The sequence below is a fragment of the Candidatus Binatia bacterium genome (assembly GCA_029243485.1).
Lineage (GTDB): Bacteria > Desulfobacterota > Binatia > UBA12015 > UBA12015 > VGTG01.
The window spans coordinates 273287-299701 of the sequence record JAQWRY010000075.1; the positions used below are offsets into that span (position 1 = coordinate 273287).

21 protein-coding genes are annotated in these 26415 nt (G+C 66.0%); 6 read left to right on the plus strand and 15 right to left on the minus strand.

Annotated elements, in window-relative coordinates:
* Positions 1–2: 2 nt before the first annotated feature.
* Together P8R42_22935 and P8R42_22940 are read left to right on the plus strand one after the other, a co-directional pair.
* The gene (locus P8R42_22935; protein MDG2307454.1) at positions 3–791 is read left to right on the plus strand and encodes a class I SAM-dependent methyltransferase; all 789 of its coding nucleotides are present in this window, start codon (positions 3–5) and stop codon (positions 789–791) included.
* A gap of 18 nt (positions 792–809) precedes the next feature.
* Positions 810–1550 (plus strand): polyprenol monophosphomannose synthase, encoded by a 741-nt coding sequence (locus P8R42_22940; protein ID MDG2307455.1) that lies wholly within the window; start codon positions 810–812, stop codon positions 1548–1550.
* Here P8R42_22940 and P8R42_22945 read toward each other — a convergent pair whose 3' ends face one another.
* From P8R42_22945 to P8R42_23005, 13 genes are all read right to left on the minus strand, one after another.
* The gene (locus P8R42_22945; protein ID MDG2307456.1) at positions 1551–3605 is read right to left on the minus strand and encodes a hypothetical protein; all 2055 of its coding nucleotides are present in this window, start codon (positions 3603–3605) and stop codon (positions 1551–1553) included.
* Between the two features lie 9 nt (positions 3606–3614).
* Complete coding sequence (locus tag P8R42_22950) at positions 3615–4376, minus strand: class I SAM-dependent methyltransferase (protein ID MDG2307457.1); 762 nt, start codon at positions 4374–4376, stop codon at positions 3615–3617.
* A gap of 151 nt (positions 4377–4527) precedes the next feature.
* A complete protein-coding gene (locus P8R42_22955; protein ID MDG2307458.1) occupies positions 4528–6036 on the minus strand; it encodes a glycosyltransferase in 1509 nt (502 codons plus the stop codon).
* A gap of 38 nt (positions 6037–6074) precedes the next feature.
* Positions 6075–6917, minus strand: coding sequence for a methyltransferase domain-containing protein (locus P8R42_22960; GenBank protein ID MDG2307459.1), 843 nt, complete (start codon positions 6915–6917; stop codon positions 6075–6077).
* On the minus strand, positions 6914–9919 hold the full coding sequence (locus P8R42_22965; protein ID MDG2307460.1) for a glycosyltransferase family 39 protein: 3006 nt from the start codon (positions 9917–9919) through the stop codon (positions 6914–6916). The genes P8R42_22960 and P8R42_22965 overlap by 4 nt, the downstream gene beginning before the upstream one ends.
* Positions 9916–11085 carry a glycosyltransferase family 4 protein gene (locus P8R42_22970; protein ID MDG2307461.1) on the minus strand — a complete coding sequence of 390 codons (1170 nt, stop codon included), beginning with the start codon at positions 11083–11085 and terminating at the stop codon, positions 9916–9918. The genes P8R42_22965 and P8R42_22970 overlap by 4 nt, the downstream gene beginning before the upstream one ends.
* 3 nt (positions 11086–11088) lie before the next feature.
* Positions 11089–11805, minus strand: a complete 717-nt coding sequence (locus P8R42_22975) for a polyprenol monophosphomannose synthase (protein MDG2307462.1) — start codon at positions 11803–11805, stop codon at positions 11089–11091.
* Between the two features lie 132 nt (positions 11806–11937).
* A complete protein-coding gene (locus tag P8R42_22980; GenBank protein MDG2307463.1) occupies positions 11938–13356 on the minus strand; it encodes a flippase in 1419 nt (472 codons plus the stop codon).
* Positions 13356–14279 carry a glycosyltransferase family 2 protein gene (locus tag P8R42_22985; protein MDG2307464.1) on the minus strand — a complete coding sequence of 308 codons (924 nt, stop codon included), beginning with the start codon at positions 14277–14279 and terminating at the stop codon, positions 13356–13358. Before P8R42_22985 ends, P8R42_22980 begins: the two co-directional genes overlap by 1 nt.
* 8 nt (positions 14280–14287) lie before the next feature.
* Positions 14288–16144: a hypothetical protein gene (locus P8R42_22990; GenBank protein ID MDG2307465.1), complete on the minus strand. Its 1857-nt coding sequence runs from the start codon at positions 16142–16144 to the stop codon at positions 14288–14290.
* The gene (locus P8R42_22995; GenBank protein MDG2307466.1) at positions 16125–17243 is read right to left on the minus strand and encodes a glycosyltransferase family 1 protein; all 1119 of its coding nucleotides are present in this window, start codon (positions 17241–17243) and stop codon (positions 16125–16127) included. Before P8R42_22995 ends, P8R42_22990 begins: the two co-directional genes overlap by 20 nt.
* On the minus strand, positions 17240–18397 hold the full coding sequence (locus P8R42_23000) for a glycosyltransferase (protein ID MDG2307467.1): 1158 nt from the start codon (positions 18395–18397) through the stop codon (positions 17240–17242). The genes P8R42_22995 and P8R42_23000 overlap by 4 nt, the downstream gene beginning before the upstream one ends.
* Positions 18394–19437, minus strand: a complete 1044-nt coding sequence (locus P8R42_23005) for a glycosyltransferase family 2 protein (protein MDG2307468.1) — start codon at positions 19435–19437, stop codon at positions 18394–18396. The genes P8R42_23000 and P8R42_23005 overlap by 4 nt, the downstream gene beginning before the upstream one ends.
* A gap of 172 nt (positions 19438–19609) precedes the next feature.
* Here P8R42_23005 and P8R42_23010 point away from each other — a divergent pair, with 172 nt between their 5' ends.
* On the plus strand, positions 19610–20773 hold the full coding sequence (locus P8R42_23010) for a M6 family metalloprotease domain-containing protein (protein ID MDG2307469.1): 1164 nt from the start codon (positions 19610–19612) through the stop codon (positions 20771–20773).
* Positions 20774–20786: 13 nt separating this feature from the next.
* Here P8R42_23010 and P8R42_23015 read toward each other — a convergent pair whose 3' ends face one another.
* Both P8R42_23015 and ettA read right to left on the minus strand, forming a co-directional pair.
* The gene (locus tag P8R42_23015; GenBank protein MDG2307470.1) at positions 20787–22193 is read right to left on the minus strand and encodes a glutamate decarboxylase; all 1407 of its coding nucleotides are present in this window, start codon (positions 22191–22193) and stop codon (positions 20787–20789) included.
* Between the two features lie 79 nt (positions 22194–22272).
* The gene (gene ettA, locus P8R42_23020) at positions 22273–23952 is read right to left on the minus strand and encodes an energy-dependent translational throttle protein EttA (protein ID MDG2307471.1); all 1680 of its coding nucleotides are present in this window, start codon (positions 23950–23952) and stop codon (positions 22273–22275) included.
* Between the two features lie 169 nt (positions 23953–24121).
* Here ettA and P8R42_23025 point away from each other — a divergent pair, with 169 nt between their 5' ends.
* From P8R42_23025 to P8R42_23035, 3 genes are all read left to right on the plus strand, one after another.
* The gene (locus P8R42_23025; protein MDG2307472.1) at positions 24122–24427 is read left to right on the plus strand and encodes a hypothetical protein; all 306 of its coding nucleotides are present in this window, start codon (positions 24122–24124) and stop codon (positions 24425–24427) included.
* 10 nt (positions 24428–24437) lie between these two features.
* A complete protein-coding gene (locus tag P8R42_23030) occupies positions 24438–25568 on the plus strand; it encodes an NAD(P)/FAD-dependent oxidoreductase (protein ID MDG2307473.1) in 1131 nt (376 codons plus the stop codon).
* Positions 25565–26415 (plus strand): class I SAM-dependent methyltransferase (locus tag P8R42_23035; protein MDG2307474.1); only part of this gene is annotated, 851 nt, incomplete at its 3' end. The genes P8R42_23030 and P8R42_23035, both read left to right, overlap by 4 nt.

Genomic DNA, 26415 nt, shown 5'->3' on the forward strand with positions numbered 1-26415 from the left:
GTATGTCCGACGACCACGGAGAATTCGTTGCGAAGCAGGACGAGCACTTCGCCGATGCCGATGCGACCCACTTCGCTTGGCAGACGCGCGGGGCCGGCTTCGCCGACCGCGAAGCCGGCTTCCTTTCGAACCTGCTGGTCGATTCCGGGCGGCCGTTGCTCGAGATCGGGTGCGGCGAGGGCGCGAACCTCTTTCACATCGAGAGCACCCCGCACGACGACGGCCTCGCCGTGGGGCTCGACCGCTCCGCGGGAAAGCTCCACTTCGCATCCGCGGCGATCCCCTCTGCGCGCTTCGTGTGCGCCGACGGCTCTGCGCTGCCCTACGCCGACGACACCTTCGAGACGGTGATCATCCGCGACGTGCTGCACCACATCCCCACACCGGCCGAGACCCTTGCGGAGTCGGCGCGTGTCCTGCGGCCCGGGGGCCACTTCATCCTCGCGGAGCCAAACGCCCAGAGCCCCCTGATCCGTCTCCAGATGGCCCTGGTCCCCGCCGAGCGCGGCGCCGCCCGGTCCAACGAGGCCTGGCTCCGAGAGCTCCTCTCCGGCCTCCCCCTGACCGACTTGCGGTTCGCCATGGCGGCGCCCTTTCCGCTCGATCGTGTCCTCCTCCACCCGACATTCGGTATGCCCCGCCTCGGGCGGAGCAAGAGGACCCTGCGGGCACTCGACGCGGTCGAAGCTCTGATCGGCCGCCTTCTCGGCCAGGCCCGGTGGTCTTACGTGGTCGGACACGCCCGCGGGGCGGTTTGTACTGGTGAGACTCCAAGCCGTATGCGACCGTAACCAACTTCACTCCTGACCATGCGCACCCTCGTCATCACACCAACTTACAACGAGCGAGACAACATCGAAGGTCTCGCCGAAGCCGTCCTCTCCGTCCCGGCAGAACTCGACTACCTCGTGGTCGACGACAACTCGCCCGATGGGACCGGCGATCTGGCAGACCAGATTGCGAGTAAGACGCCACGCTTCAAGGTGCTCCACCGTGCCGGGAAGCTCGGCCTGGGTTCTGCGTATCGCGAAGCGTTCACGCTCGCGCTCGAGCAAGGCTACGATGCAGTCATCTCGATGGACGGGGACTGGTCTCACGACCCGAAGTACCTCCCGTCGCTCGTCGACGCGGCAGCACGCGCCGACCTGGTGATCGGCTCCCGGTACCTGCACGGCATCAGTGTCGTGAACTGGGAACTGTCGCGACTCATCATGAGCACCGTGGCGAACCAGTATGCTCGGCTCGTCACCGGCATGCCCTTCCGCGACTGCACGAGCGGCTTCCAATGCCTCACGCGTCGCGCGCTCGAATCGATCGGGCTCTCCGCGATCCAGACGAGCGGCTACTCGTTCCTCATCGACCTGAAGTACCGGGTGGTGGATGCGGGCCTCACCGGCGTCGAGGTTCCGATCGTGTTTACCGATCGCCGGGCGGGGACCTCCAAGATCTCTCGCTCCGAGATCGCACGATCGATGGTCACCCCGTGGAAGATGCGACTCGGCCTCTGGAACAAGGGTGTTTCCCCCGGCTCCGGACCGAGTGAGCGCTAATCACGGCCCCGCCGGCCCGGGACCGGGCTCCCAGTGCCCTTTGTAAAGATGTAAAAACGCACGCCGGTTGACCTTCTTTTCTGGGGGCCGATCGTACGTCACCTCCAAAGTTGGTGCGTGCCACACGTAGCTCGAAAGACGCTCCAGTCGAAGCCCTTCGGGCAAGCGCGCCAACTCCGCGGCCGCCTCATCATCTCCGCCCTGCGGTCCGACGACGGCTCCCGCGACCACGAACACGGGCGCCTCGCCGCGCGACGCGAGCAACTTCTCGAGTGCCGCATCGTAGCCGGGATACCCCTCCTCACGCATGACCAAGGAGTGGCGTCCATGCCCGAGCCAGAGGGCAGACCCGATCTGGAGCCAGTCAAGAGGTTTCACGAAGACGACCGTACTCGACGGCGGAATGTCCTCCGCTAGGTCGGCGACGAACTCATACCCACCCGCCTGGAACGGGACACCGAGAACCGGCCGAAGTCCGAGAGCGCCGAGAAGAATCGCCACTACGACAAACGAACGCGCCGCATACGCGCCCACGGTGCCGCCCCACTCCGCGCGAAACGCTCCCCGAACGGCGATCAGCGCGAGGACCGGAAGCCCAACCGTGACGAGTCGTCGTGACGCCCAGATGTGTTCCGGGCTCACGCGCCCCCAGACGACCTGGTCGATGGCCTCGAGGATCACCGCGAGTTCCAGCGCCGGCACACCCAGCAACCCAGGAAGCCCGAAGAACACGGCACCCCAGACCGGCCACGGGATGTACCAAACCAGGGAGTCCAGACCGGGGAACGCAGACGGCAGCCCGCGCGAATAGAGTTCGACCAGCCACACGAAGGTCACCACCGCGAGCAGTGGCCGCAGCAGCGACCCCGGCGTCTTCCGCGCGAGCCTCCTCCCCCACCACAACAAGACACCAACCCCGACGAGCACGCCCGCCGGCACGACCCACTCCAGGACAAAACCCAGGACGTACCCGTCGCCCCGGCTGAGCCGCAGCATCACCAGAACGAACTTGAGGTAGACCGCCTGCGCGCTCTTGTAGATTCGATTGCCGTAGTCCGTGGGAATCCACCAGAGGTGGAAGACCCCCTGCACGGACGTGAGGACCAGCGGGGCCAGCGCTCCCGGCGGCAGCACCCAACGCCCCGGGTGTACGAAGACCCGGACGAGGAGCAATGCGGGAATGAAGACCCAGAACTGCTCGAGACGTGCGAACGCCGCCACGCCGAGGGACAGCCCCGCGATCGCACCGGCGACCCAGCCCGCACGACGAGACGCCGCAGATACAGCGCCCTCGCTCACCCGACCGACCGAGTCGAGGCCCGCGCCATCCATGGCAAACCGCGACGCCGCGACGCCCGACCAGACCAAGGCCTGGGCCAACATCTCGGGCATCAGGAACCGCCCGAACCAGTGCTCGGGCAACCACGTCGCGAGAAGACCGAGGACCGCGGCGGCGCCCCAGCCTCCGCCATCGCGCCACGCGATCAGGCCGATCGCCCACCACGCGCTGAAGGCGAACAGCGATCCAAGCCAACTCGGGCCGTGCGGACCGAGCACGGAGACCGCGATCGCCACCCAGACCGACAACAAGTGGGAGAAACTCGGATACGCGACGGTCTCGTCGAAGTCCGGGATGACGACGCCGCCGGGCACCCGCACGAGGGAGATCCGCTTGTCGGTCGTACTCCCTCCGCTGAACAGCGCGAGCCGCTCCTCGGGAGTGATCGACTCGAGAGCGGGATCGGATATCGCGAGCGTTCCGTGCCGAGCGAGCCAGCGCCCTGCGGCCACGTGAACACTCGCGTCCTGGGAGAACAGCGTGGTGTCAATCGCGGGAAGAAGCGTCGTACAGAGCAGCAACGCCAAGACCGCGATCCACCGCATCGCGCCGGTCGCCGCCGCACCAGGCGGGACAAGGATCGCGGTGATCACCGCCGCGAGCAGTCCGCCGACGAGAGCGCCGGGGCCCGAGAAGACGCCCGCCTGCATCAGCATCATGCCGGTCCACGACGTTCCGGCCAACCAGGCCACCCAGCAGAGAAATCCCAAAGGCATCGACGCCGCTCAGCCGGGACTGCGCACGCGGGCCGCCACGGCCATCACGTTGCCCCGATCGGGCACGTCGAATGTAAACGCGCCCAGTGCCGAACTCGCAAGCGAGCGGCACGCGTTGCCCCAGATCCCATCGCCGAGAGCCCGACCCAGCTGGAAGCTGAAGTTCCGCACGGAAACGGATCGACCAAGGTGGCCAACCGCAACCGGCGCGTCGAAACCGCTCGCCACGAGAAGCGTCTCGATACTCGAGGGGCTGAAGTATGTCAGATGCTGCGGAGGGTCGTAGTAGTACCAGCGGGAACCGACCACGCGCGGGAGAAGAGCCTCGAAGTCGCCCGTCTCGATGACCACCATCCCGCCGGGCCGGAGCCAACGCCGAATCTGCCGGAGCGCGACCCCGGGGTCCGCCACGTGCTCGATCACGTCCATGAGTGTGACGACGTCGAAGCTCTCCGGTTCGATCACCGCCTCCTCGACGGTCCCGGCGAGCATCGAGATTCCGAGTTCCCGACGCGCCCACTCGACACAGCCCGCTGCCGGCTCCAGACCCACGGCATCGAAGCCCGCTTCGCCGGCGGCCTGCACGAGGAACCCGTAGGCGGCTCCGACGTCGAGCAGCCGCTTCCCCTGCGCGTGCGGCTCGAGCCAGTTCACCCGGCGCGCGAAGTTGTCGACAATCAGCTGCCGATCGTCGAGGTACGCCGGATACCCACCGAAGCTATCCCCACCAAAGTAGCCCTCGTCGTAAATTAGCTCCGGAACATCCCCCACCACGAAGCGACAATGGCACGCGTCGCACTCCGCAAAAAGGAATCCGCGCTTCGAAAAGACGGCCTGTCCGCATTCCCCACAAGCCCGACATCGCAGCACGGCGCGACCATCGGGAATCACTCCGCGCGCAGGCCGCACCCGCAAAGCCCCGTCAGTGGTCGCCCGACGCCCGGGACAGCTCGCCGGACTCGCCGGCCACCATGGGCCGCTTCGCGACACTGATGAGGGACAAGCCGAACGGCAGATTCAGCTTGCGCTCGAGCTTGAAGAAAGGCACCAGTCGGTCCGCGACCCGCGCCTGCATTCCAGGCACGCTGTTGCGCTTCAGCAGTCGGCCGTTCACGTACCAGCCGAGCGTCGAAAGCGCGTTCACGAAGAAGAGCTCTTCCGTCTCGAAGCCGACCCCCGCGAGCAAACGAGACAGTGGGTCCTTCTCATACCGGCGATGGTGGCCGATCGCCTTGTCGATGTCGCCGTACAGAACCCCATGCGCCGGCACCAGCAAAACCAGCTTGCCTCCCGGCTCGAGGAGGTCGAACATCCGCTGCAGTGCGCCGCGGTCATCGGCGATATGCTCGAGGACGTTCAGGCAGATGATCGTGTCGTACGTGTTCGCAGCGACAGCTGCGGGCGCAGGCTCACCCAAGTCGAACAGCGCCGCATCGACGTTCTTGTAGTTCTCGAAGCGCCGCCGAAGGAGATGCAGGTATTGCTCGTCGATGTCGGTCGCGAGCGTTCGGTCCCGATCTCGCACGAACTGCGTGATCGTCCCCGTACCGGCGCCGACTTCCAGAACGTGCTGCCCGACGAAGGGCCGAATCTGCTCGAAGAGGAAGGTGTTGTACCGATCCAGCGCGGCCATGCGACGCAGGGTCGCGTGAAGCGGATCGCTCGACTCACGATCATCTGTGAAGGCGCAGCGGAACATCGTCCAGATCGCGGACACCGCGTCCTTCCAGCCAATTTTCTTCCCCTCGCTATAGGAACGGCCGCTGTACGAGATGGGCACTTCGTAGATCCGGGCACGCAGCCGCGCGAGCTTCGCCGTCATCTCCGGCTCGATGCCGAACCGATTCGACTTGAGGACCATCGCGCGGACCATCTCCTTGCGCATGGCCTTGTAGCCGGTCTCCATGTCGGTGAGGTTCAGGTCGCAGAGCATGTTGGACAACGTGGTCAACAGCTTGTTGCCGAGCGAATGCCAGAAGAAGAGCACCCGGCGCGGATAGCCGGCAAATCGACTTCCATAGACCGCGTCCGCCCGCCCGTCGCGCAGCGGAACGAGCAGCCGCGGATAGTCGTCGGGGTCGTACTCCAGGTCGGCGTCCTGCGTGAGGAACACGTCGCGGTCGGCGACTTCGAAACCGGTCCGCAGGGCGGCGCCCTTGCCCCGATTCTCCCTGTGATAGCGCACCACGATCTCGGGGAGGGGTCGGCCCCGGCCCCGCCGCAACTCGGGCCAGCCCGCAGCTTCGCCGGCGCGAAGGACATCACCGGTGCCATCCGCGGAGCAGTCGTCGACGATGACGAGTTGATCGACCTCGGGGCGTCGCACGACGCGCTGGAGAATCTCCCAGATCGTCGCGCGCTCGTTGTATACCGGCACGATGACGCTCAGGGTCAGCTCTAGCACTTCCGGAATCTCGCCAACTTCATTCATCGAAGGAACCTTATCTTGCGTGCAGTCCAAGAAGTAGGTCAAGAAGCGGCGTCCTCGCCACGGCGGGCGAAGGCCACGAGATCTATCCACTGGGGAGGCTCAGCGTCGGCGATGGAGAAGTCGTCGGGCGTCATCTCGATGAGGTCGCCATCCTGCTGTGCAACGCGACTGCGCACCAGCAAGGCGAGACGTGCGAACACGAACTTCACGAACGCCTCCGGGAGCAGGTTGCGCAGCCCGAGTGGGTCGAGTCGGAGAATCTTCTGCGCCTGCTCGCCGCGCGCCTTCTCGAACGCGTACACGCGCTCCGTCCCGACGATACCCTTCACGTCAACCGTATCGAAGAACGGCTGTAGCGTCTCTCCGAGTTCGTCGCCGACGTACTCGTGCACGTGGTACGGGTTCTCGGAAACGCTCGCGAGACGATTCGGCGTCGTCAGGATCAACGTCCCACCCGGCCGCAGACATGCTGCGGTGGCCTTCAGGAACGGCCGTGGATCGTCAAGATGCTCGAGGACCTGAAAATTCGTCACGACGTCGAACTCGCCCGGATTGCTCTTCGCCAGCTCGAGAAGGTCGATCGTGCGGAACTCGAGATTCTTCACTCCCGCGTTGCGCTCGCGAGCGAAGCCGAGAGCGACCTCGTTGTAATCGACGCCCACGACCGAGGCGGCATGCTGCGCCATTAGGCCGGCGCCGTACCCCTCCCCGCACCCTGCCTCGAGCACTTTCTTGCCCGCGACCAGCGGGCCGATCAGGTAGTACGCCGCGAGGTGCCGCGCCATATCCGGCGCGAACCGCGCATCTTCGGCGGCCAATCGCTCACCGGTGTAGCCCTCAGGAACCGACCACCGTTCGGCGGTCTTGGCGGAATCCGTCACGACGTACCTCCCGGACCAACGACGCGACTCTGTGCGAGCGGGTGTCGGCCCATTTTCTCAGCGGCCCACGTCGCAGCGCGACGGACGGCCGGGTCGGAATCCTCGCGCGCGAGCGCCAAGGCCTCTCGGGCCTCGGGTGCGCCGAGATAGGGAATCATCCAGGCAACGGTTTCCCGCTCCTCCACCGTGCCGACACTTAGCGTCTCCAGCAGCGCCGCAGCGAGCTCGTCTCGCTCGACGAGATCGGAGTCGAGCATCAACGAGGGTACGTACTGCGCCGCGAGGGTTCCGGTGTTGAGCGCGTCCAGCATCGTCCGCAGGTGCTCGGGCTGCCCCAGTTCGACGAGCGAAAGAGCCGCGATCATTCGCCACCAGGTCGTCTCGCGCTCGCTCTCGAAGTGCTCGAGGTCGGGCGCGAGATCTCGGCGCCCTGCATGTGCCGCCGCGATGGCTGCCAGCGGCCCGATGCGCTGCCGCTCTACGAAGTCGTCGATCAGGGCGACCATCTCTTCGCTCGGAAGCTCGGCGGGAAGATCCCACAGAGGCCCGACCGGGGGATCGTACAAGCGGAAGCGGTCGGCGAGCTTCCGCGCGAGCACGTAGTTGATCGAGCGCGCGGCCTCCCACCGGATCCGGCCGTCGTTCTCGAGGAACACCTCCTGAAGGTAAGGCAGTGCACGGGTATCGGCATACTCGCCTAGCGCCCGAACGAAGAGAAGACGAGACCTTCGGTCCGGAGCGACCACCGCCTCGACGGCGGGAAGACCTCTGGGCTCGCGATCGGCAATCGACTGGAACGCCTGCGCCCAAACCCCACGAACACCGCGATCCACGTCGGCCAAGCGCCCGCCCAGGCCTTCCAAATCCTCGGCACGACCCTGAATCGAGAGGCGCCGCGCCGACCGCGCTTCCTCCCGGAAACGACCGCGGGCGAAGGCCATCGAAGGTCCGTCCACCACGCCGGTCTGGCGCAGCGTCGCCCAGGCGGGGTCGTCCTCGGCCAGGTCACGGCGCGCCAGAACGTCGAAGCGGCCGAACCGTCGTACTAGGACGTAGTTCTGCAGGACGAAGTCGCGCAGGATGAAGTAGTAAGCCGGCGCCGCCGAGAAGTACCCGAGCCGATCGTTCAAGGTAACGACGAGGGACGGCGCGACCTCCGCGATGTGCTCGACCATCTCCGCCTCGTCCGCGTGCGACGGCCGACCGGCGAAGAAGTAGTCGTGGGGGACCGGCGTCGAGCGATCCGTGAGGAACGGCACGATCCCGAGCGCGGGGAACGTGACGATGGGTTCGCCGGGCTTCGTCGAGGCCTCGACGAAGCGGGCGGCGGCCGACAGTTCCCGGATGTCGTGATCGCGGTCGCGCTCGATCTCGATCGGCATCGAATCGAAGTGCAGCCGCGTCATCCGGCGGGGCCCGAGATCCCCCTCGAGGGACAAGCGCGCATCGGCGAACGGCAGGGCGCGCGCTCCCAAACCGACGGCGAGCGGAACCAGCGCGGCCACACGGATCGCCGCCCAGACACGACCATGGGGGATGTCCGGAACTTCCGGGTCTCCGAGTTCCCGCCACCACCAGCGCTCTAGTCGGTACAACGCGCCCGCCCCGAGAATGAGCGCTGACGGCATCGAAATCACCACGTGCATGAAGTCGATACGCGGGTAGAGCTGCAGGAAGAGAAAGACGCCGAACACGACCAGTGCGATCACGACCCCAAGCCGCACGGGAAGCGCATCTTCACGGCCTCCCGAAAAGGCGGCCGGTTCGCCCAGCCGCAACAACACCATCGCGACGCTCCCCGCGAGGAGAAGCGGGATGACGAAGTAGCTCACGTTCTCGAGTTGCATGGCGATCGAGATGATGAAGCCCTCGGGAGCAAGCCCGAACACCGCCAACGCGAGAACCGCCGCAGCCACCACGACGGCCGACCCACCGAGGAGCACGCGCTTCTGAATCCACCCCTGCGCGATCGCCCGCGGGAGCACCCAGGCACTGACCAGCGCCGCGAGCACAGCGAGGGTCCATCCGCTCACGTCGGGGTAGTAGAGAAGATAGATCCGTTCGACGCCCGCCCCGAGAAGCAGGACCTCCCGGCCGAAGCGTTCGAGCCCGAGAAGCGGCAGGAAGTACGCCAACCAGGCGCCTACGACTAGCGTGAAGCCGAGCAGCAGCACGCCGACATCCTTGAACCCGTCCGCGACCGGACGCAGATGCGAGCCCGCTGCCGCATGGGCACGACGGCGCAGATAGCCCGACCCGGCGACCAGCAACAGAATCGGCACGCCGAGAAAGAGGAACTGCTCAGTGAAGACCTCGAAAGTGAGCACGGCGAACACGCCACCGAACGCAATCGCGAGAACCGTCCCCTCGAGCCATGCGCCCAGCCGTCCGGCCAGCGGCGCCATCGTGATCAGGCGCGTGAGAACCACCGCCCCCAACGCGAGGACACCCGTATTCGGCTTGAACGAGAACGCCAAGCCCGCAAGCGCGCCGGCCGTCGCGAGCCAAGCCCGCTTGTTGGTCTCGACGGCCTTCACGGACGCGAGCTGCGTAAGCAGCCAGGCCGTTACGCCGTACCAGGCCGGATATGGGATGTTGAATGAAGCGAATTGCCCGGCGAAGAACGGCAGGAACAGCGCATACGTCAATGCCGCAAACGCCGATTCTGCCGGCGGTGCAACGCGGAGCGCCAGACGGAAGATCAGAAGCACCGCGGCCGTATTCACGCCGACGAGGAAGAGCCGCAGCGGCATTACGGAAACGCCGAACACCTCCATCAGTCCTGCATTCAAGTAGAACATCGCCGGCGTGTAGCCGGTGTGGAAGTCGATGTAGGGAAGCTGCCCCCGATACGTGCGCAGAATCTGGTAGAGGATCGTCCCCTCGTCATCGAGGTTCACGCCGTATCGGACGAAGCTCAAGTAGAGGCCCGCGGAGAAGACACCGAGAAGCACCGTGGCGAGCGGGTGCTTCGGTACGACGTACGCGCGTTCGTCGCTCACGCGACACCTCCGCGCGCGGAGGACGCGAGGAAGTCGGGAACGGCAGGCAACTCATCGCGGGCCGCGACGGCTCGAGCCACGTCGGCGAACGCCGACGCGAGTTCGTCGTGGCGAAACCGCTTCACCCATTCGATGGAAGCGGCAGAGAGCCGCTCCCGTAGCGTCCCATCGCCCAGGACCCGGACGAGCCCTGCGGCGAGTCCGGCCGCGTCGCCCTTGGCGACGAGCAGCCCGGTCTCACCGGGCCGCACGGCATCGCGAAGGCCCGGCACATCCGTAGCGACGACCGGCGTCCCGCAGGCATTCGCCTCGAGGACCGTCAGACCCCAGCCCTCTTTGTGCGAGGGCTGAACCACGACGGTGGCCCGGCGCATCCAGTCGATCTTGGTATCTTCGGCCACGAATCCTTCGAAGGATACGCTCGCGCCCAGGGCCCCGCTACTCGCGGTTCGCCGCATCTCCCCTTCGGCGGTCCCCGATCCCACGAGAACCAGGCGCGCCCGCGGACGCTCCGCCAGAACCCGGGGCCAGGCGTCCAGGAGCACGTCGACTCCCTTGTAGTATTCGAGGCGGCCTACGAAGACGACCAGATCCTCGTCTGGCGCCGCATCGCCTGGCACGTACTTCGCTTGGTCGAGACCATTGGGAATGACGATGATCTTGTCGCGCGGAAGTCCCCGCCGAATCAGATCGTCTCGCGTGCTCGGCGACACGACCACGAACGGCCACCGTCGGTAAACGAGCGGCAGCAGCGCTTCCGTGAGTGCTACGTAGGCTGCGATCGGCGCCGCGACCTGGCGGAACGCACTCAGCCCGAAGAGGTGATGCACCAGAGCGAGACGGGGGATGCCGGGCAGATAGAACGAAGAGAAGAAGAGAAGCTTGCAGAGGTTCTCGACCACGAGGTCGTAGTTCCCGGTCGCCAGTTCCTTGCGTGCTCGTCCCGGGAGCATCGCGTAGTACGAGAAGCCCCGATCGCCGAACCGCACGTAGCGGACTCCATCGCGCGTTTCTTCTTCGGCGCCGCCTTCGAAACCAGCGCAGAGAACCGTCATTTCGACGCCGTGCTGTGCGACGAGCCGGCGGGCCAGCTCATCGAGGTGGACCTCCACTCCTCCGGCGAGCGGGTGTGCCAAGTCCCGCTCGTTGAGCATGAGGATTCGCACGGCTCAGAGCCGGCCGACAGCCCGGCGGAACTTCAGCTCCCAGACGATCCACATCGCCTCGAGTCCGATGCGCTTCGACATCTTCGAGGTTCCCACCTCGCGGTCCATGAAGATGATGGGCACTTCCAAGATGCGCGCGCCCTTGCACCACGCGCGGTAAGTCATCTCGATCTGGAACGAGTAGCCGTTGGACCGAACCTGATCGAGATCGATCGACAGCAGCGTCTCACGCCGCCAACACTTGAAGCCACCCGTGGTGTCCCGCACCGGCAACCCCGTGAGAGTCCGGACGTAGTAGTTCCCGAAGTAGCTCAGCAGGAGGCGCTCGATCGGCCACCGGACGACCGTGATCCCATCGAGGTAACGCGAACCGAGGACGAGATCGTACTGCGCTGCACCCGCGAAGAACTCCGGCAGAGACGAGATCGGATGCGAGAAGTCCGCATCCATCTGGACGATCAGGTCGGCGCCGATCTCCAGCGCCTTCTTGAAGCCCGAGCGGTACGCAGGGCCGATGCCCTCCTTCTGCCCGCGACGCACGACGTGGACCCGGCCTCGGGTCCGCCCGATTTCTTCAGCCAGATCGGCCGTGCCGTCGGGCGACTGGTCGTCGACGACCACGACCTCCAACCCGGGGTCGGAGTCGAGGAGCTCGGGCAACAACTTATCGATGTTGCCCCGCTCGTTGTACGTAGGGATGACGACGACTTTTTCGGGCACGGGAGCTTACGATCCTGGGGTCTTTTTGCGGGAAGAGCCCACGCCGGCCCTGAAGATTCGGGCAGGTGGGACGGTTGGAGTGGCGCTCGGCGAACTCGTTCACCTAGCAGACCGCGCCGGACAAAGGGAACCTCAATCCGTAGCGAGGGCGCGCCGGAGCTGATCGATGTCGCTGCGCCCCAGCCCCCCCAAAACGACCGACAGGAGCGCGAACGAGGCCACCAGCCCTACGGCCTTTGCCAGGGCGGGCGCCGGCACGAGCCCAGCCGCAACCAGGAGGGCCACCGCCAAGCCCCAAAGGGGCAGAACCGCCCGGACTGCCGGCCGGACCCACGGCGCGGTGGCCGGCAGGAGGCACAGCGCCAGGTGGTTCACGAAACTCGCGAGAACGACGCCTACCGCCGCGCCCAGGAGCCCGTAGTGCGAGACCAAGAACAGCTGTAGACCGACCTGGAACACCGCCGACACGGCATTCAGCGCGAACAGGACCCGCTGCCGGCCCAGGGCGACCAGCATGTTGGTGTAGAGCGTCCCGAGGGCCGCGAGCAGGGCCGACCAGGACAGGACTACGAGCGCCGGGCCGGCCGCGCGGAACTCCTCCCCAAAGAGCAGCCCGAGCACGTCCGGCGCAAGCTCGCTCAGAGCCAGCACCGCCATCAGCAGCACGGCGGCAAGCACCTTCGCCGACACCTGCGCCAGGTCGTGCAGGCCCCCTTCGTTGGTCGTCGCGAGGCGGGCGAGCATCGGGAACACGACCATCATGAGACCATCCGCGACCAGGTTCATCGCCTCGGTGAGCCGCATGGCAGACGCCAGGTACCCGACCTCGATGGGTCCGCCGTACGTCATCAGCAGGAGCGGTGCGACGCGCAAGCCGAGCATGATGACGAAGAAATTGGCACCGACCGGCCAGGCTTCCCGGGCGAGCGATTCCCACACGGGACGCTCGCACCTAAGGCGGAAGCGAAACGACTTCCGGACGACGAAGCCTGCAAAGGCGAAGCCTGCGAGGTGGGCGGAGGCGATCCCGACGAAAACGCCACGCAGCCCCGCGCCGGTCCACAGAGCCAAGCCCACTAGTGCGAACAGAATCACGTTCGTCACAACGGCGACGCTCAGCACCGCATCCAACCGCAGCTCCGAACGTAGCAATGCGCGGAACCCGGGCTGGGCGGCGAACAAGAGGCCCGCCGCGCCGATCGCGACGAGCGGACGCACGTCCGGCTGCCCCGGCGCCGCGACGGGTGTCAGCGCGACGGCGATGGCGGCACTGAGCATCGCGAGCAAGACGCGCATCCCGAGCGCGTTCGCCATCAAGCGACTGCGGTTCTCCGGCTCCTGCGAAAGGCGCCGAAGCAGGATGGTCTCGAGGCCGAGGTCCGCCAGCACCTGGAACAACGTCAGGTACGCGATCACGAAGGAGTAGAGCCCGTAGTCGTCCGGGCTGAGGGTCCGCGCCAACGCGACCACCAGCACCAGCGCGGAGGCCTTCTCAACCAGCAGCGTCGCGAGCCCGAGCGCACCTCCCTTTGCGAACGGCCGGATCGACATCAGTCCAGCCCCAGATCCCCACGTGGGATCGGCCGGTCGAGCAACGCGTCCTTCACTCCCCGCATCTTCAAGAGCACGCCCCGCTGCTCGCCGGTGAGGCATCGCCGCAGAAACTGCAGCGGTAGAGTCGCGACCAACAACGACCAGAACTTCAGCTTCTCGGCGACGGACCCATGCCGCCGAACGAACCGAACCATGTTGCGCGCCGCGAGGTACTGCTTGCGGCTCACGTACCGACCGCCCCCCGAACTCCCCTCGCCGCGATGAGTGACGACGGCCTGCGGGGCAAAGACCACCCGGAGTCCGCTCTCACGTGCGCGGGCGCACCAATCCACCTCTTCATGGTACGCGAAGTAGTCCTCGTCGAACAGACCGACGCGCTCCAACCCCGCACGCGTGAAGAGCACCGCGCAGCCCGAGACCCAGGGCACATCTCGCTGGTCCTCGTACGGCGGGCCATCGGGGGCACCCTGCCCGACCAGCCGAACGAGGCTCTGGCGATAGGTCACCTCACCCCATGCCATCCACAAGCGGGCGGGTTCGTCGTGGCGAAGGATCCGCGCCCCTACAGCGCCGATATTCTCGTCCTGCGACGCGGCGGCCACGAACTCCCTCAACGCATCCGGGCGCACCTCGGCGTCGTTGTTGAGAACGAGGACGAACGAGGCCCCACCCTCGAGCGCCAAACGCAGACCGACGTTGTTCCCGCCCGCGTATCCGAGATTGCGGTCGTTCCGGACAACCTCGATCTCAGGGAACCGGTCCGCCACCTCAGCCAGAACCGGACGGATCGATGCGTTGTCCACCAGAACGATCCGCGGCGAGGTGCCCACGGAGGCGCGCACCGCCTCGAGACAAGCAAGGGTCTCTTCGCCGCCGTTCCAATCGAGGACGACGACCGCGACGCTCGGCGCGGGCTCCATGAAGGTTCTCAGCCGACGCGGCGAGAGCGAAGGACGCAGCCGCCCACTTCGGCAACCGGATCATACGCGCGCTCGAACTCCTCGCCAAGCCGCGAGAAGTATTCGGGCGCACCGGCGAAAGCCTCGACGTGCGGAGGGCACGTCACGACGAGGGAAGGCGAAACCTCGGCCAATCGACGGATCATCTCCTCCTCTCCCGCCCGGTCGGGCCTCCCCGGGACGAAGTAGAGGTAGCGATAGGGTTGTGCGCGCTCCGCCAGGAAGCCGACTCCGGCCACGTCCGGGAAGGCGAAGATCGCATCGCCCTCGGCGCCACGAGCTCCGACCTCGCGGACCAGGTCCGCCGTGGTCGCGTAGCGGTGCGCGTGTCGGGCGAGGATCGTAATGGGCGCGCGTGGCCCGAGCGCCGGCGCGACCACCGCTTCGGTGACGCGCGGGATCAATGCCGGAGCGGCGCGCCCGATCGCCAGGACGGCAACCAACGCGAGCGCGACTCGCGGCGCCCACCTCATCGCGACGCCGTCCTCCTCGATCGTCGACCGCCAGCGCCGCTCGAAGCGGCGCCAGAGCAGCGCCGCGCCCAGCGCGATCGGCGGACCGCCCATCGCGACGTGAATCGAATCCGGTCGCGGGAACAGTTGGAGCGAGTAGATCGAAAGAAAGACCAGCACCGCACGCTCCCTCGGCCAGCGCTCAAGCGCGTCGCCATCCATCAAACCGAACAGCACGACCATCGGTCCGAGCCACAAGAGTGCATTCTCCGCAGCGAGACGAGGCCCCATGGGGATCGACACCAGCGTCGCCAGCACGAGCGACCCGAGCACGACCGTGGGGAGGAGCCGTGGCCGGTCTCTCGAGAAGAAGGCGGCCAGCCCGCCGGCACCGAGCACCAGCGTGCCCCAGCTGGGTGTTGCGAACGGCAGAAGGTACGCCTCGATCACGCCGCCATCGAGAAGCAGGACGTCCCGCAGCATGCCGCCAATCCCCAGTTCCATCGTAAGCGGCCCCAACCAAGGGAGCACGACCAACGAGAAACCGCCCGTCAGAACGAGAAGGTGACGAAGACCGTCGTCACCGTCATCGAAAGAAGGACGAGTTCGAAACACCGCAACGGCCATGGGCAACAGAAGGCCGACCGCGTAGCCCTGGAACAATCCGGGTGCGACGAGAATTACCGTTGCCACGATGGCCGTCACGCGCAGCGCCATCGAGAGGATCCGATTCAGCCGACGTTCCGGCGACCACGTCGGTACGAGCGCCAAAGCCGAACCGGCGAGGATGAGCAGGCCCGAGTTTGGCTTCACAGAGAACGCGAGGCCGGCGGCCACGCCCGTGAGCAACAGCACCAGGTTCCGGCGGCGAATCCTACGCGCGGAAACCCGCGCCACCATGACCTGGGCGCCGAGAGCCGGCAGCGCGGCCAGCCAGCCCGGGTACGGGATGTTGAAGGGGGCTCCCAGCCGCAAGGAAACCGGGAGAAGAAACGCCACGTATAGGAGGACGATCGACGCTGCGAGGTGGAGCCCGGCCCACGCACGGGCGATCGCCCACAGACTACCCGCGACCACGCCCTGCACCAGGAGGCCGAACGTGCGAATCGCAACGATGCTGCCACCGCCCGCGTCGAGCAACCATGCCTCGAGCGCGAAGTACCCCGGTGTATAGCCCGTCTCGAAATCGAGGTACGGCCGCTCGCCGGCCGCGACGCGTTCGATCTGCACGAGCTGGGTTCCCTCGTCCACGAGGTCGAACCCGTAGAGTCGAAACGGCCAGAGAAAGGCCACGCACAGCGCCGCCACCACGAACGCCTCGACCGCGAGGCGCCCGGCCGTGATCTCCCACGACTCAATCGGTCTGAACCGCACGATAAACCTCTGCCGACGCGCGCGCCGCACGTTCCCAGGACAAGCTCGCCGCGCGCTCTCGCGCCGCGAACGCTTTCGTCGCACGGAACTCCGTGTCGTTCACCAACCGCCGAAGGGCGTCGGCCACCTGCGCCACATCCGGGGCGTCGACCAGTACGCCCCCATCGCCCACGACCTCCGGGACCGATGTCACTGCGACGCCCACTACCGGCGTCCCGCAGGCCATGGCCTCGGCGAACGTCAGGCCGAACCCCTCGTAGCTCGAGGGACTCACCATCACGTCGGCCGCGCCGAGTAGGTCGACGAGATCTTCGCTCGGGATCTCGCCCAGGACCCGCACGAAGGGCGGCGGCGATTCCAGCCAAGCCGGCTCATAGCCCGGGCGCCGCCGTCCCGCGATCACGAGCGTGGCCGGCACCCCCTCCTCGACGAGGCGCCCGACGGCCTCGATCGCGACGTCGATCCTCTTGCGCGGCTGCGACGTCCCGACGTACGCGAACAGAAAGGCCCCAGCCTCGACCCCGTGCTTCCGCCGGACCTCTTCCCGCCGAACCGGATCGTCGATCGGCCGAAAGATCGACCCGATGCCATGTGGGATCACAGTGATCTTCTCACGTGGAATGCCGAGTCGCGTCACCACGTCGTTTGCCGCGTGCTCTGATACACAGATCACGCGATCGGCGACGCCGGAGCAGTGGCGAATGTGCACGTACAGCTGCATCCGCTGCGCCCACGAGAACGTGTCAGGCTCCGCGTAGACCGCGAGATCATGGATCGTGACGACCTGCCCCACGCCCGTGGGCGCACCGAGCAACGGGAGCGCGTGCTTGGTTCCGTGGTAGACGTCGAACCCACCGCGACGCAGCGCCCGCGGAACCGCGACATTATCCCACCATGGCTGCGCCCATGGAGAGGGCAGCGGCAGATCGACCGTCTCGACATCGATGTCGGCAAACGCGTCGGGTGAATCGGTGAGAACCGTCACCTGCAGCTGCGCGTCCTCGAGCGCACGCAGCGCTCGGACGAGCTCGATGACGTAGGTCGCCGGACCTCCCGTGACGCCGGCCACCGCACCGACGGCAACGCGAACGTCGTTCACGAGGCAGCTCCCCGGATCCCGCTGCCATCGCCCGGCGTCGGCAGCCCGAGCGCATCGGCCAAGCGCGCCGCTCGCACATCCGGGCCGGCCAGACGCGCCACGGCCGCTCGTGCGGCCGTCCCCAGGGCTTCACGGCGATCCCGATCCGTCGCCAAGGAGCGGAGCGCGTCCACTACCGCGGCGGGATCCGGCTCGATCGCGACGATCGATTCTCCGGGTTGGAAGACTTCGCGGATGGCAGGTGTATCGGCCGTCACGATCGCGCGGCCGACCTGCGCCGCCTGGTACACCTTATTAGGTACCACCATCTGCGCCTTGACGCTGGAGCCGAAGATCCCGAGAACGACGTCGGCTTTGCGAATTTCCGCCGGAAGATCCTCGTACGGAACCCAGTCCCGCATCTTCACATGAGGGAGATCCTCGACTAGGGGGTCGGTGCGCGCGCGTTCGGGCCCATCGCCGATCAATTCGAAGTGGATCCCCTCGTCAGGCGACAGGAGCTTCGCGGCCCGCGCGATGACATCATATCCGTGCAGCGGAAGATACGAGCCGTAGCCCAGCACACGCAGGCGACTCCCGGCCTGTGAGCCGAGCGGTGAGCTCTCGAGCGGGGCAAACTCGTTCTCGGCACCGAGATACTGCACGACAACCCGATCGGCCGGAACCGCGAGACGTGTCGTCAGATAGTCCCCGTGTGCGCGCGTGTCGACGAGCACGACGTCCGCGGCTCGCAAGCTCATCCGATCCACGGCGGCGAAGAGCCGACCCAACAAGGAATCCGCGGCGTACTGCGCGCGATCGTCCACCAGGGTCTCTGTGATCGTCACCAGCGGAGCGAAAAGGACGCGCCGGCCGCGCGCAAGAATCCGCGCCAGCAGTACATCGAGCTGCCCGTTGAAACCGGCCACGACCAGTCCCGCACCAGAAGCAATGGGCCCAAAACGCAGCGTGAGTCGGCCCATCGCGGTCATCCAACGGAGGGCCAGGCCCACCAGAGCGGCGGGAGCGAAGTACGACGCGTGCTTGTCCCGGGTCTCTTCCCACAACGGCTGGTGGCACGTTCGCACCTCGACGCCGGCGCGCCGCAAATCCTCTGCGAGAAGTACATTGGCGGCGTGCTTCGCGTTGAAGGTGCCAAAAAGAACGGCGATCACCGCGGCGCGGCGCCCCTACCCGCCTGCGCGGGCGACGGTTCTGCCTTCTCGTCGGCCCCAGCGGGCCGATGATAGCCGGGCTCGAGATCCGGCTTCTCTCCCAAGCGCAGTTCCATCTTCCTTACGCGCAACAGCGTGTCTTCGGTCAACGCACGGCTCGATGCGATGAGGTCTGCGATCAACCCCATCAACACGGTCTGGACGCCGATGATCGTCAGCGCCGCAGCAAGGATCAGAGATTGGATCAGACCCTGCGGGCCGTACAGAAAGTTGTACAGGACGAAGCGGGCGCCGAGTACGAGGCCGCCCAGAACCATCAGGCCCCCGAGGGTCCAGAACACCCGGATCGGCTCGTACAGAGAGTAGATCCGGACGAGCGTCACGAACGAGCGTCTCAGATAATCGGGAATGCCGTGGAAGAGACGCGAGGGTCGGGTCGCTCGGGTCCGAACCGGGACGTGCGCGACCGCCAACTGCTTCTTCCCGGCCTGCACGATGGTCTCGAGCGTGTAAGTGAAGTCGGACATGACGTTCAGCCGCAGCGCCGCGCGGCGGTCGAATGCGCGGAAGCCACTAGCCGCATCGGGCACATCCGTGTCCGAAAGGCCGCGAACCACCCAACTGCCATAGAACTGGAGGACCCGTTTCGCCGCCGAGAAGTGCTCGACGTCCGACGTGCCGCGATCGCCGACCACCATATCGGCCTTGCCATCCAGGATCGGGCGAATCAGCGCCGGAATGTCGTCGGCTTCGTATTGATTGTCAGCGTCGGTATTGACGATTATATCCGCACCCAGCTTTAGAGCTGCATCGATACCTGCCGAGAACGCGCGCGCCAGGCCCTGGTTCCGCGGAAACCGCACCACATGGTCTACGCCGAGTCGCCGCGCGACCTCGGCCGTGCCATCGTCAGAGCCGTCGTCAATGATCAGAAACTCGACTTCCTCCACACCCGCAAGACTGCGCGGCAGTGCCTCGATCGTCTCGGGCAGTGTCTGCGCCTCGTTCAGGCAAGGGATCTGAATGATGAGCTTGGGCATGAAATTCCCTGGGCGAGAGCGCGCTCCGTTGCTCGCACGCCGGCCGAGACATTGTCAACGCGACTTGCCTATCCGTCTAGCAAGACGACCGCGCACGTGCTCGCTCATCTGCGCGGTCGCGTCTCTTGCGCTCTCCGTAGCCTCCGGCGGCAGGGCCGAAGGCGCCCAGACCTTGAATGGGGGCCTGGGACCGCGGGCGGAGGTCCTGTTCCTGCGGGTCGACTTCCCAGGCGAGGAATCCAAGCTCGAGCAGGGCGATCTCACCAATGAGAGCAAGAGCGGGCTCGTCGACCGGCTCGCCGCGTATTACGGCGAGGTCTCGCTCGGCCGATTCGGGATCGACCCGGTCTTCAGCGAAAAGGTGTACCGCCTGCCGCGCCGCAAGCGTGCCTACGTCAGTCGTCCGGCGCAGATGATCGACGATGCCCTAAAGCTGGCGGGCCGACAGGAGCCGCACGGCGAGCAGGGCCTGCTCCAGCGGATCAACCCCGACGTAGTCTTCGTCTTCTTCGCCGGACCGGGGGCCGAGTCCGACATCAAGCGCCAGAATCCGGGACTCCCGTGGTCGAACGCCGTAAACGGCACGCTGCCCTCCCCCATCGCAGACTGGAAGGGGCCGCGCGGCATCGTCGTCGGGGACGAGCCCATGCACGATCTCTCGCCCTTCGGCGTCATGGCGCACGAGTTCGGACACACCCTGACCCTTCCCGAACTCTACGCCCCGGGCAAGACGCACGAAGGCATCGGCATCTGGGGATTGATGGGCCAGGGAACGTGGGTCGGGATGGGAAACCATCCGCCCCACCTTTCGGCGTGGTCGAAGCTCACGCTCGGCTGGGTCGACCCGATCGTCGTCGAGGCCAATCAGTCGATCACGCTGCCCGCGGTCGAAGAACACGGCCAGGTCGTGAAGATCTTCGCAAAGGGAGCCGACCATCCCGACGAGTACTTCCTGATCGAGAACCGCCGACGAATCGGGTCCGACCGTCGGGTTCCCGGGGAAGGCCTCCTCGTCTGGCACATCGACGATTCGCTCACGAGCTTTCGGCGTTCGCAGGACAACGCCCTCCACAAGCGCGTCGGGCTTCTGACGGCAGACTCGTGGCCTTCGCACCTCGACCAAGGCCACAGCCGGGGAGGGAACCGGGGCGACGAGGGGGACCCTTACGTCGACCGGGCCGAAGCCCTCGGACCGAAAACCCAGCCGAGCACGCGCGCACACGACGGCACGCCCGGTCGGTTTTCGATCCGCAACGTCTCGCCTGCGGGCGACACGATGACCTTCGACATCGTCTTCGAAGACGAACCCAAACCCACCGCGTCGCCCGACGACTAGCGCCGATCTGCGCTCAGCACTTGAGCGCGGACTTCTTTTTCTTCGTCGCCTTCTTCTTGGTCTTCGCCTCGGGAGCCGACTGCCTGCCGCTCAGGTCCTTCACCGAACGCTCGATGTCGTCGAGGAGGTTCGATGCGAGGTCCTGACTCAGCCCCTCGCGACAGACGATTCGGAGGACGGAGATGTCCTCGACGTCCGGAGGCATCGTGTACGCCGGAACCAGCCAGCCGCTTTGGCGGAGCTTGTCCGACAGGTCGTACACGGTCCAGCCTCTCGCCTTCTTCATGCGGAACGCAAAGACCGGGATGTCCGTACCATCACTCAAGAGGTCGAACGGACCCATCTTGGCGATCTCCGACGACAGGTACGTCGCGACATCCTTCGACGCCTGCTGAACGCGCCGATAGCCGTCCTTCCCCAGTCGCAGGAAGTTGTAGTACTGCGCGATGATCTGATTCCCCGGGCGCGAAAAGTTCAACGTGAAGGTCGGGAAGTCCCCGCCCAGGTAGTTCACGTGGAACACCAGATCTTCCGGCAGTTCGGCTTGATCTCGCCAGATCACCCACCCGACGCCGGGGTAGACTAGGCCGTACTTGTGCCCCGAGACGTTGATCGACTTCACGAGCGGTAGCCGGAAGTCCCACTTGAGCTTCGGCTGCAGGAACGGCGCGATGAAACCGCCGCTCGCGGCGTCGATGTGCATCGGCACCTCGAGCCCCGTGCGCTTCTTCAGATCGACCAGCGCATCGTGCACCTCTTCGATCGGCTCGTAGGCTCCTGTGTATGTCACGCCGAGGATCCCGACCACGCCGATCGTGTTCTCGTCAGTCAGCTTCAGGACTTCTTCTGCGTTGATCGTGTAGCGGCCGGGCGCCATCTTCACGTACCGGGGCTCGACCTCCCAGTATCGACAGAATTTCTCCCAGACGACCTGAACGTTGTTCCCCAACACCAGGTTCGGACGGTCGGCAGGCTTCTTGGCCTTCTTACGGCGCTCCTTCCACTTCCACTTGAGCGCCATGCCCGCCAGCATGACCGCCTCGCTCGAGCCTAGAGCCGACGCGCCCACGCCGCCCTGAGGGGCGTGAAAGAGCTTCGAGACCATATTGACGCAGCGCTCTTCAATACGCGCCGCCGCCGGGTACTCGTCCTTGTCGATGATGTTCTTGTCGAAGCACTCGGTCATGAGTCGCTCCGCCTGGGGCTCCATCCAAGTCGTGACGAACGTCGCGAGGTTCAGCCGCGCGTTGCCATCGAGCATCAGCTCGTCGTGGATCAGGTCGTAAGCGGCATCGGCCTCCATACCGCCCTTGGGGAGCTGGTCCTTTGCGACCGGCTGTTCCAGTGCTCGCCGCGCGTACGCGGGCACCAACTTGTCTGCCTCACGCCCCGATCGAGCGCGCTTCACTCCGTACAGCATCCTCAATCTCCTCCTCGGCGCCACAGTCGACGCACCAAGCGGTAAGAGCTTACCACGCTTACCGCGGAGCCACGAATGCTCAGCGCGTGAGCGGTCGATACTTGATGCGATGCGGCTGATCGGCGTCCGCACCGAGGCGACGACGACGGTCGGCCTCGTAGTCCTGGTAGTTGCCCATGAACCACTCGACGTGACTGTCGCCTTCGAAGGCCAGGATGTGGGTCGCGATCCGATCGAGGAACCATCGATCGTGACTGATGACCACCGCACAGCCAGCAAACTCGAGCAGTGCTTCCTCCAGCGCTCGAAGCGTGTCTACGTCGAGATCGTTGGTGGGCTCGTCCAGCAGCAGCACGTTGCCCCCGCGCTGGAGGAGCTTCGCCAGGTGCACGCGGTTGCGCTCGCCGCCCGACAAGTCGCCTACTCGCTTCTGTTGATCGCTCCCCTTCAGGTTGAACTGGCTGACGTAGGCACGCGAACTCATCTCGCGCCCGCCTACGATCAACCGCTCTTCCCCCCCGGTGATCTCCTCCCAGACGTTCTTGTCGGGATCGAGCGCGTCTCGAGCCTGATCGACGTACGCGAGGTCGACGGACTCACCGATCGTAAGGGTGCCCGAATCTGGCTTCTCGTCGCCGGTGAGCATCTTGAAGAGGGTGCTCTTTCCGGCGCCGTTGGGGCCAATGACGCCGACGATCCCGCCAGGCGGGAGCGAGAAACTGAGACCATCGATGAGGAGCTGATCGCCGAATGCCTTCGACAGCCCCTCGGCCTCGAGGACCTGATTCCCGAGCCGCTGCCCCGCCGGAATGAAGATCTCGCCCTTCGATTCCTTCCGCGAGCCCGCCTCGGCCGCGAGCTTTCCGTAGGCCTCCAGACGCGCCTTGCCCTTCGCCTGACGAGCCCGGGGGGCCATCCTAACCCAGTCGAGCTCACGGGCGAGCGTCCGTTGCCGAGCAGACTCCTGCTTCTCTTCGAGCGCGAGCCTCTGCTGCTTCTGATCCAGCCACGAGGAGTAGTTCCCCTCCCACGGGATCCCGTGGCCTCGATCGAGCTCGAGAATCCAGCCGGCCACGTTGTCGAGGAAGTACCGATCGTGCGTCACCGCCACTACCGTGCCCGGGTACTCCGCGAGAAAACGTTCGAGCCACGCGACGGATTCGGCGTCCAGGTGGTTGGTCGGCTCGTCCAGCAGCAGCATGTCCGGCGCCTGCAACAGCAGGCGGCACAACGCGACGCGACGCTTCTCGCCCCCGGAGAGCCGCTCCGTGGTCGAATCAGGATCCGCGCAGCGCAGAGCTTCCATGGCCATCTCGACCTTGCTGTCGAGCTCCCACGCAGAGGCGGCGTCGATCTTCTCCTGCAGGGCCCCCTGCTCATCGAGGAGCTTCTGCATCTCATCGTCGCCCGAGACCTCACCAAACTGCATCGAGATTTCTTCGAATCGCGTCAGGAGGGCCCGCGTTTCGGCAACGCCCTCCTCGACGACCTCCCGGACCGTCTTGGTCGGGTCGACCACCGGCTCCTGGGGGAGATAGCCGATTCGCGTCCCTTCGGCCGGCTGCGCCTCCCCGGAGAACTCCGTGTCGACCCCGGCCATGATACGCAAAACGGTGCTCTTCCCCGAGCCGTTCAACCCCAGGACGCCAATCTTCGCGCCGTAAAAGAAGGACAGCGATACGCCGTCCACGATGGTCTTTTTCGGGGGAACGACCTTCTTCAGGTCGTGCATCGTGAAGATGAAACTCTGAGCCACCACGCCTCCAGGTCCAACCGGATCCGCCGGAAATCTTGTGCCGTCGTCCCGAGATGGGATAGCTTCGAGATATACCAGACGGGCGGTTCGCGCGCCCGGGATCGTGAGATCGATGGAGCCGGAGACCAGACGCAGAGGGCCGCGGCGCGGATCGGCCCGAGCGGCCAACATCGTGCTGAACCGAGTCTTTGCCGCCGCCAGCCCCGGGATCCGCTACCGCCTGTGGGACGGCACGGAAGGGACCGTCGGCAGGCCGGACGACTCCTTTACGATCGTCATCAGCGACCCGGACACCTTCCGCCGCGCGTTCTCCGCAACGACGACGAAACCTCTAGCCGAAGCGTTCGTCGAAAAGCGGATCGACGTCGAGGGCGATCTCTTTGCGTGCCTCCGCGTCGGTCATCAAGTCGAGCCGGCGACGCTGAGGTGGAGGGACAAGCTCGCGATCTGGCGGCACCTCCGAAAGGTGTCCCGATGAGGGCCCCGGAATGAACGACGCGATCGTGGTCGGTGGCGGACCGGGAGGGTCCACGGCGGCGTGGCTTCTCGCTCGGGCCGGACGTCGCGTGACAGTCCTCGACTCCGCGCGATTCCCGCGCCCCAAACTCTGCGCCGGCTGGGTCACCCCCGCGGTATGGCGCGGTCTCGAGATCGATCCGGCCACGTACCCGCGGACCTTGCAGCCGTTCCGATCCGCATCTCTCGAACTCGACGGCAACCGGCACGAGACCCGGTGGGCCGAAACGGCGAGCTACGGGATCATCCGAAGAGAGTTCGATGAGTTCTTGCTCCGGCGCGCGGAGGCCGCCGGAGCAGAGGTCCGAGAGGAGACTCGTGTCCAAGCGATAGAGGCCGGCAGAGACGGCATGACGATCACGACCACCAAGGGTGAAACGTTCGTCGCGCCGCTGGCGATCGGCGCCGGCGGCCACAACTGCCCCGTCGCACGCGCGCTCGGCGAGGTCTCCCCGCAGGAAGCCGTTGTCGTGACGCGAGAGAGCGAAACCCGCCTCGGCGCGGAAACGCTGAAGCGCCTCACGAAGCACCACGGGACACCGGAACTCTTCGCCGAGTCCGACTTCAAGGGATACGGCTGGTACTTCACGAAGGGAGACTTCCTCAATCTCGGCATCGGCTGCCTCGCGACCGGAAGGGATCTCCATCGCCGCTTCGACGCGCTCCTCGACCGCCTCCGAAACGACGGACGCCTCCCTACCGATGTCGCACTCGAGCCGTTTCGCGGGCACGCGTACGCGGTCCGCCTTCAGAAGCCACGTCGTGTCGCCGGAAACGGCTTCCTTCTGATCGGGGACGCCGCCGGTCTCGCGAAAGGCGTCAGCGGCGAAGGAATCGGCCCGGCCGTCGAGAGCGCCCGACTGGCCGCCGACGTGCTCCTCTCTAAAAGCGCCGAGGTCGCACCTGAGTACACACGACAGCTCACGAAACGATTCGGCGACGGCGAGGTCGGCGCCGCGGGACAGGTCGCCGAACGCATGCCGCGATGGATGACCGAAGGACTGGCCCGCACCGTGTGCCGAACCCCGACGTTGCGCCGAAAGCTGATCTTCGAAGGCGCCTTCGGGATGGGAGCTCCGACCCCCTGGGAGGAGTCGACATGACGCGAGATCGTCGCCAGGTCGACAAGGAAGCAATCGAATACCACTACGATCTTTCGAACCAGTTCTACGAGCTCTTCCTCGACCCGCTCATGGTGTACACGTGCGCGTACTACCGCACGCCGACCGGATCCCTCGAGCAAGCGCAGCAGGACAAGCTCGACCTCGTGTGTCGCAAACTACGGCTGGAGCCGGGGGAACGACTCCTCGACATCGGCTGCGGCTGGGGCAGCCTCGCCATATGGGCGGCAAAGCACTACGGCGTCCACGCCCTCGGCGTGACTCTCTCCCGCGAGCAAGCTGCTTACGCGGCCGAGTGGATCGCCCGCGAGGGACTCTCCCACGTGTGTCGCGTGCAACATCGCGACTACCGCGACGTGGCCGACGAGGAGCCTTTCAACAAGATCTCCGCCATCGGCATCATCGAACACGTTGGTGCCGCCAACTACCCGGCCTACTTCGCCGAGGTCTCGAACCTCCTTCGGCCGGGAGGTCTGTTCCTGAGCCACGGGATCACACACCATCGCCATTGGAAGTGGAACCCCCAGTGGCAGTTCCTCGTCGAAAACGTGTTCCCCAACGGCGAACTGACACACGTGAGCTACATCACCGAGCGCATGGAAGAGCAGAACCTCGAGATTCTCGACGTCGAGAGCCTCCGCGGACACTACGCCCGCACCTGCTACCACTGGGCCGAACGCCTGCGAGCGAATGAGGACGCCGCAATCGAGGTCGTCGGCGAACGCACCTACCGGACATGGCTCGGTGATGTAGCTCACGTGTGTCAGTTCGCCGTTGGGGAACACGTTTTCGACGAGGAACTGCCACTGGGGGTTCCACTTCCAATGGC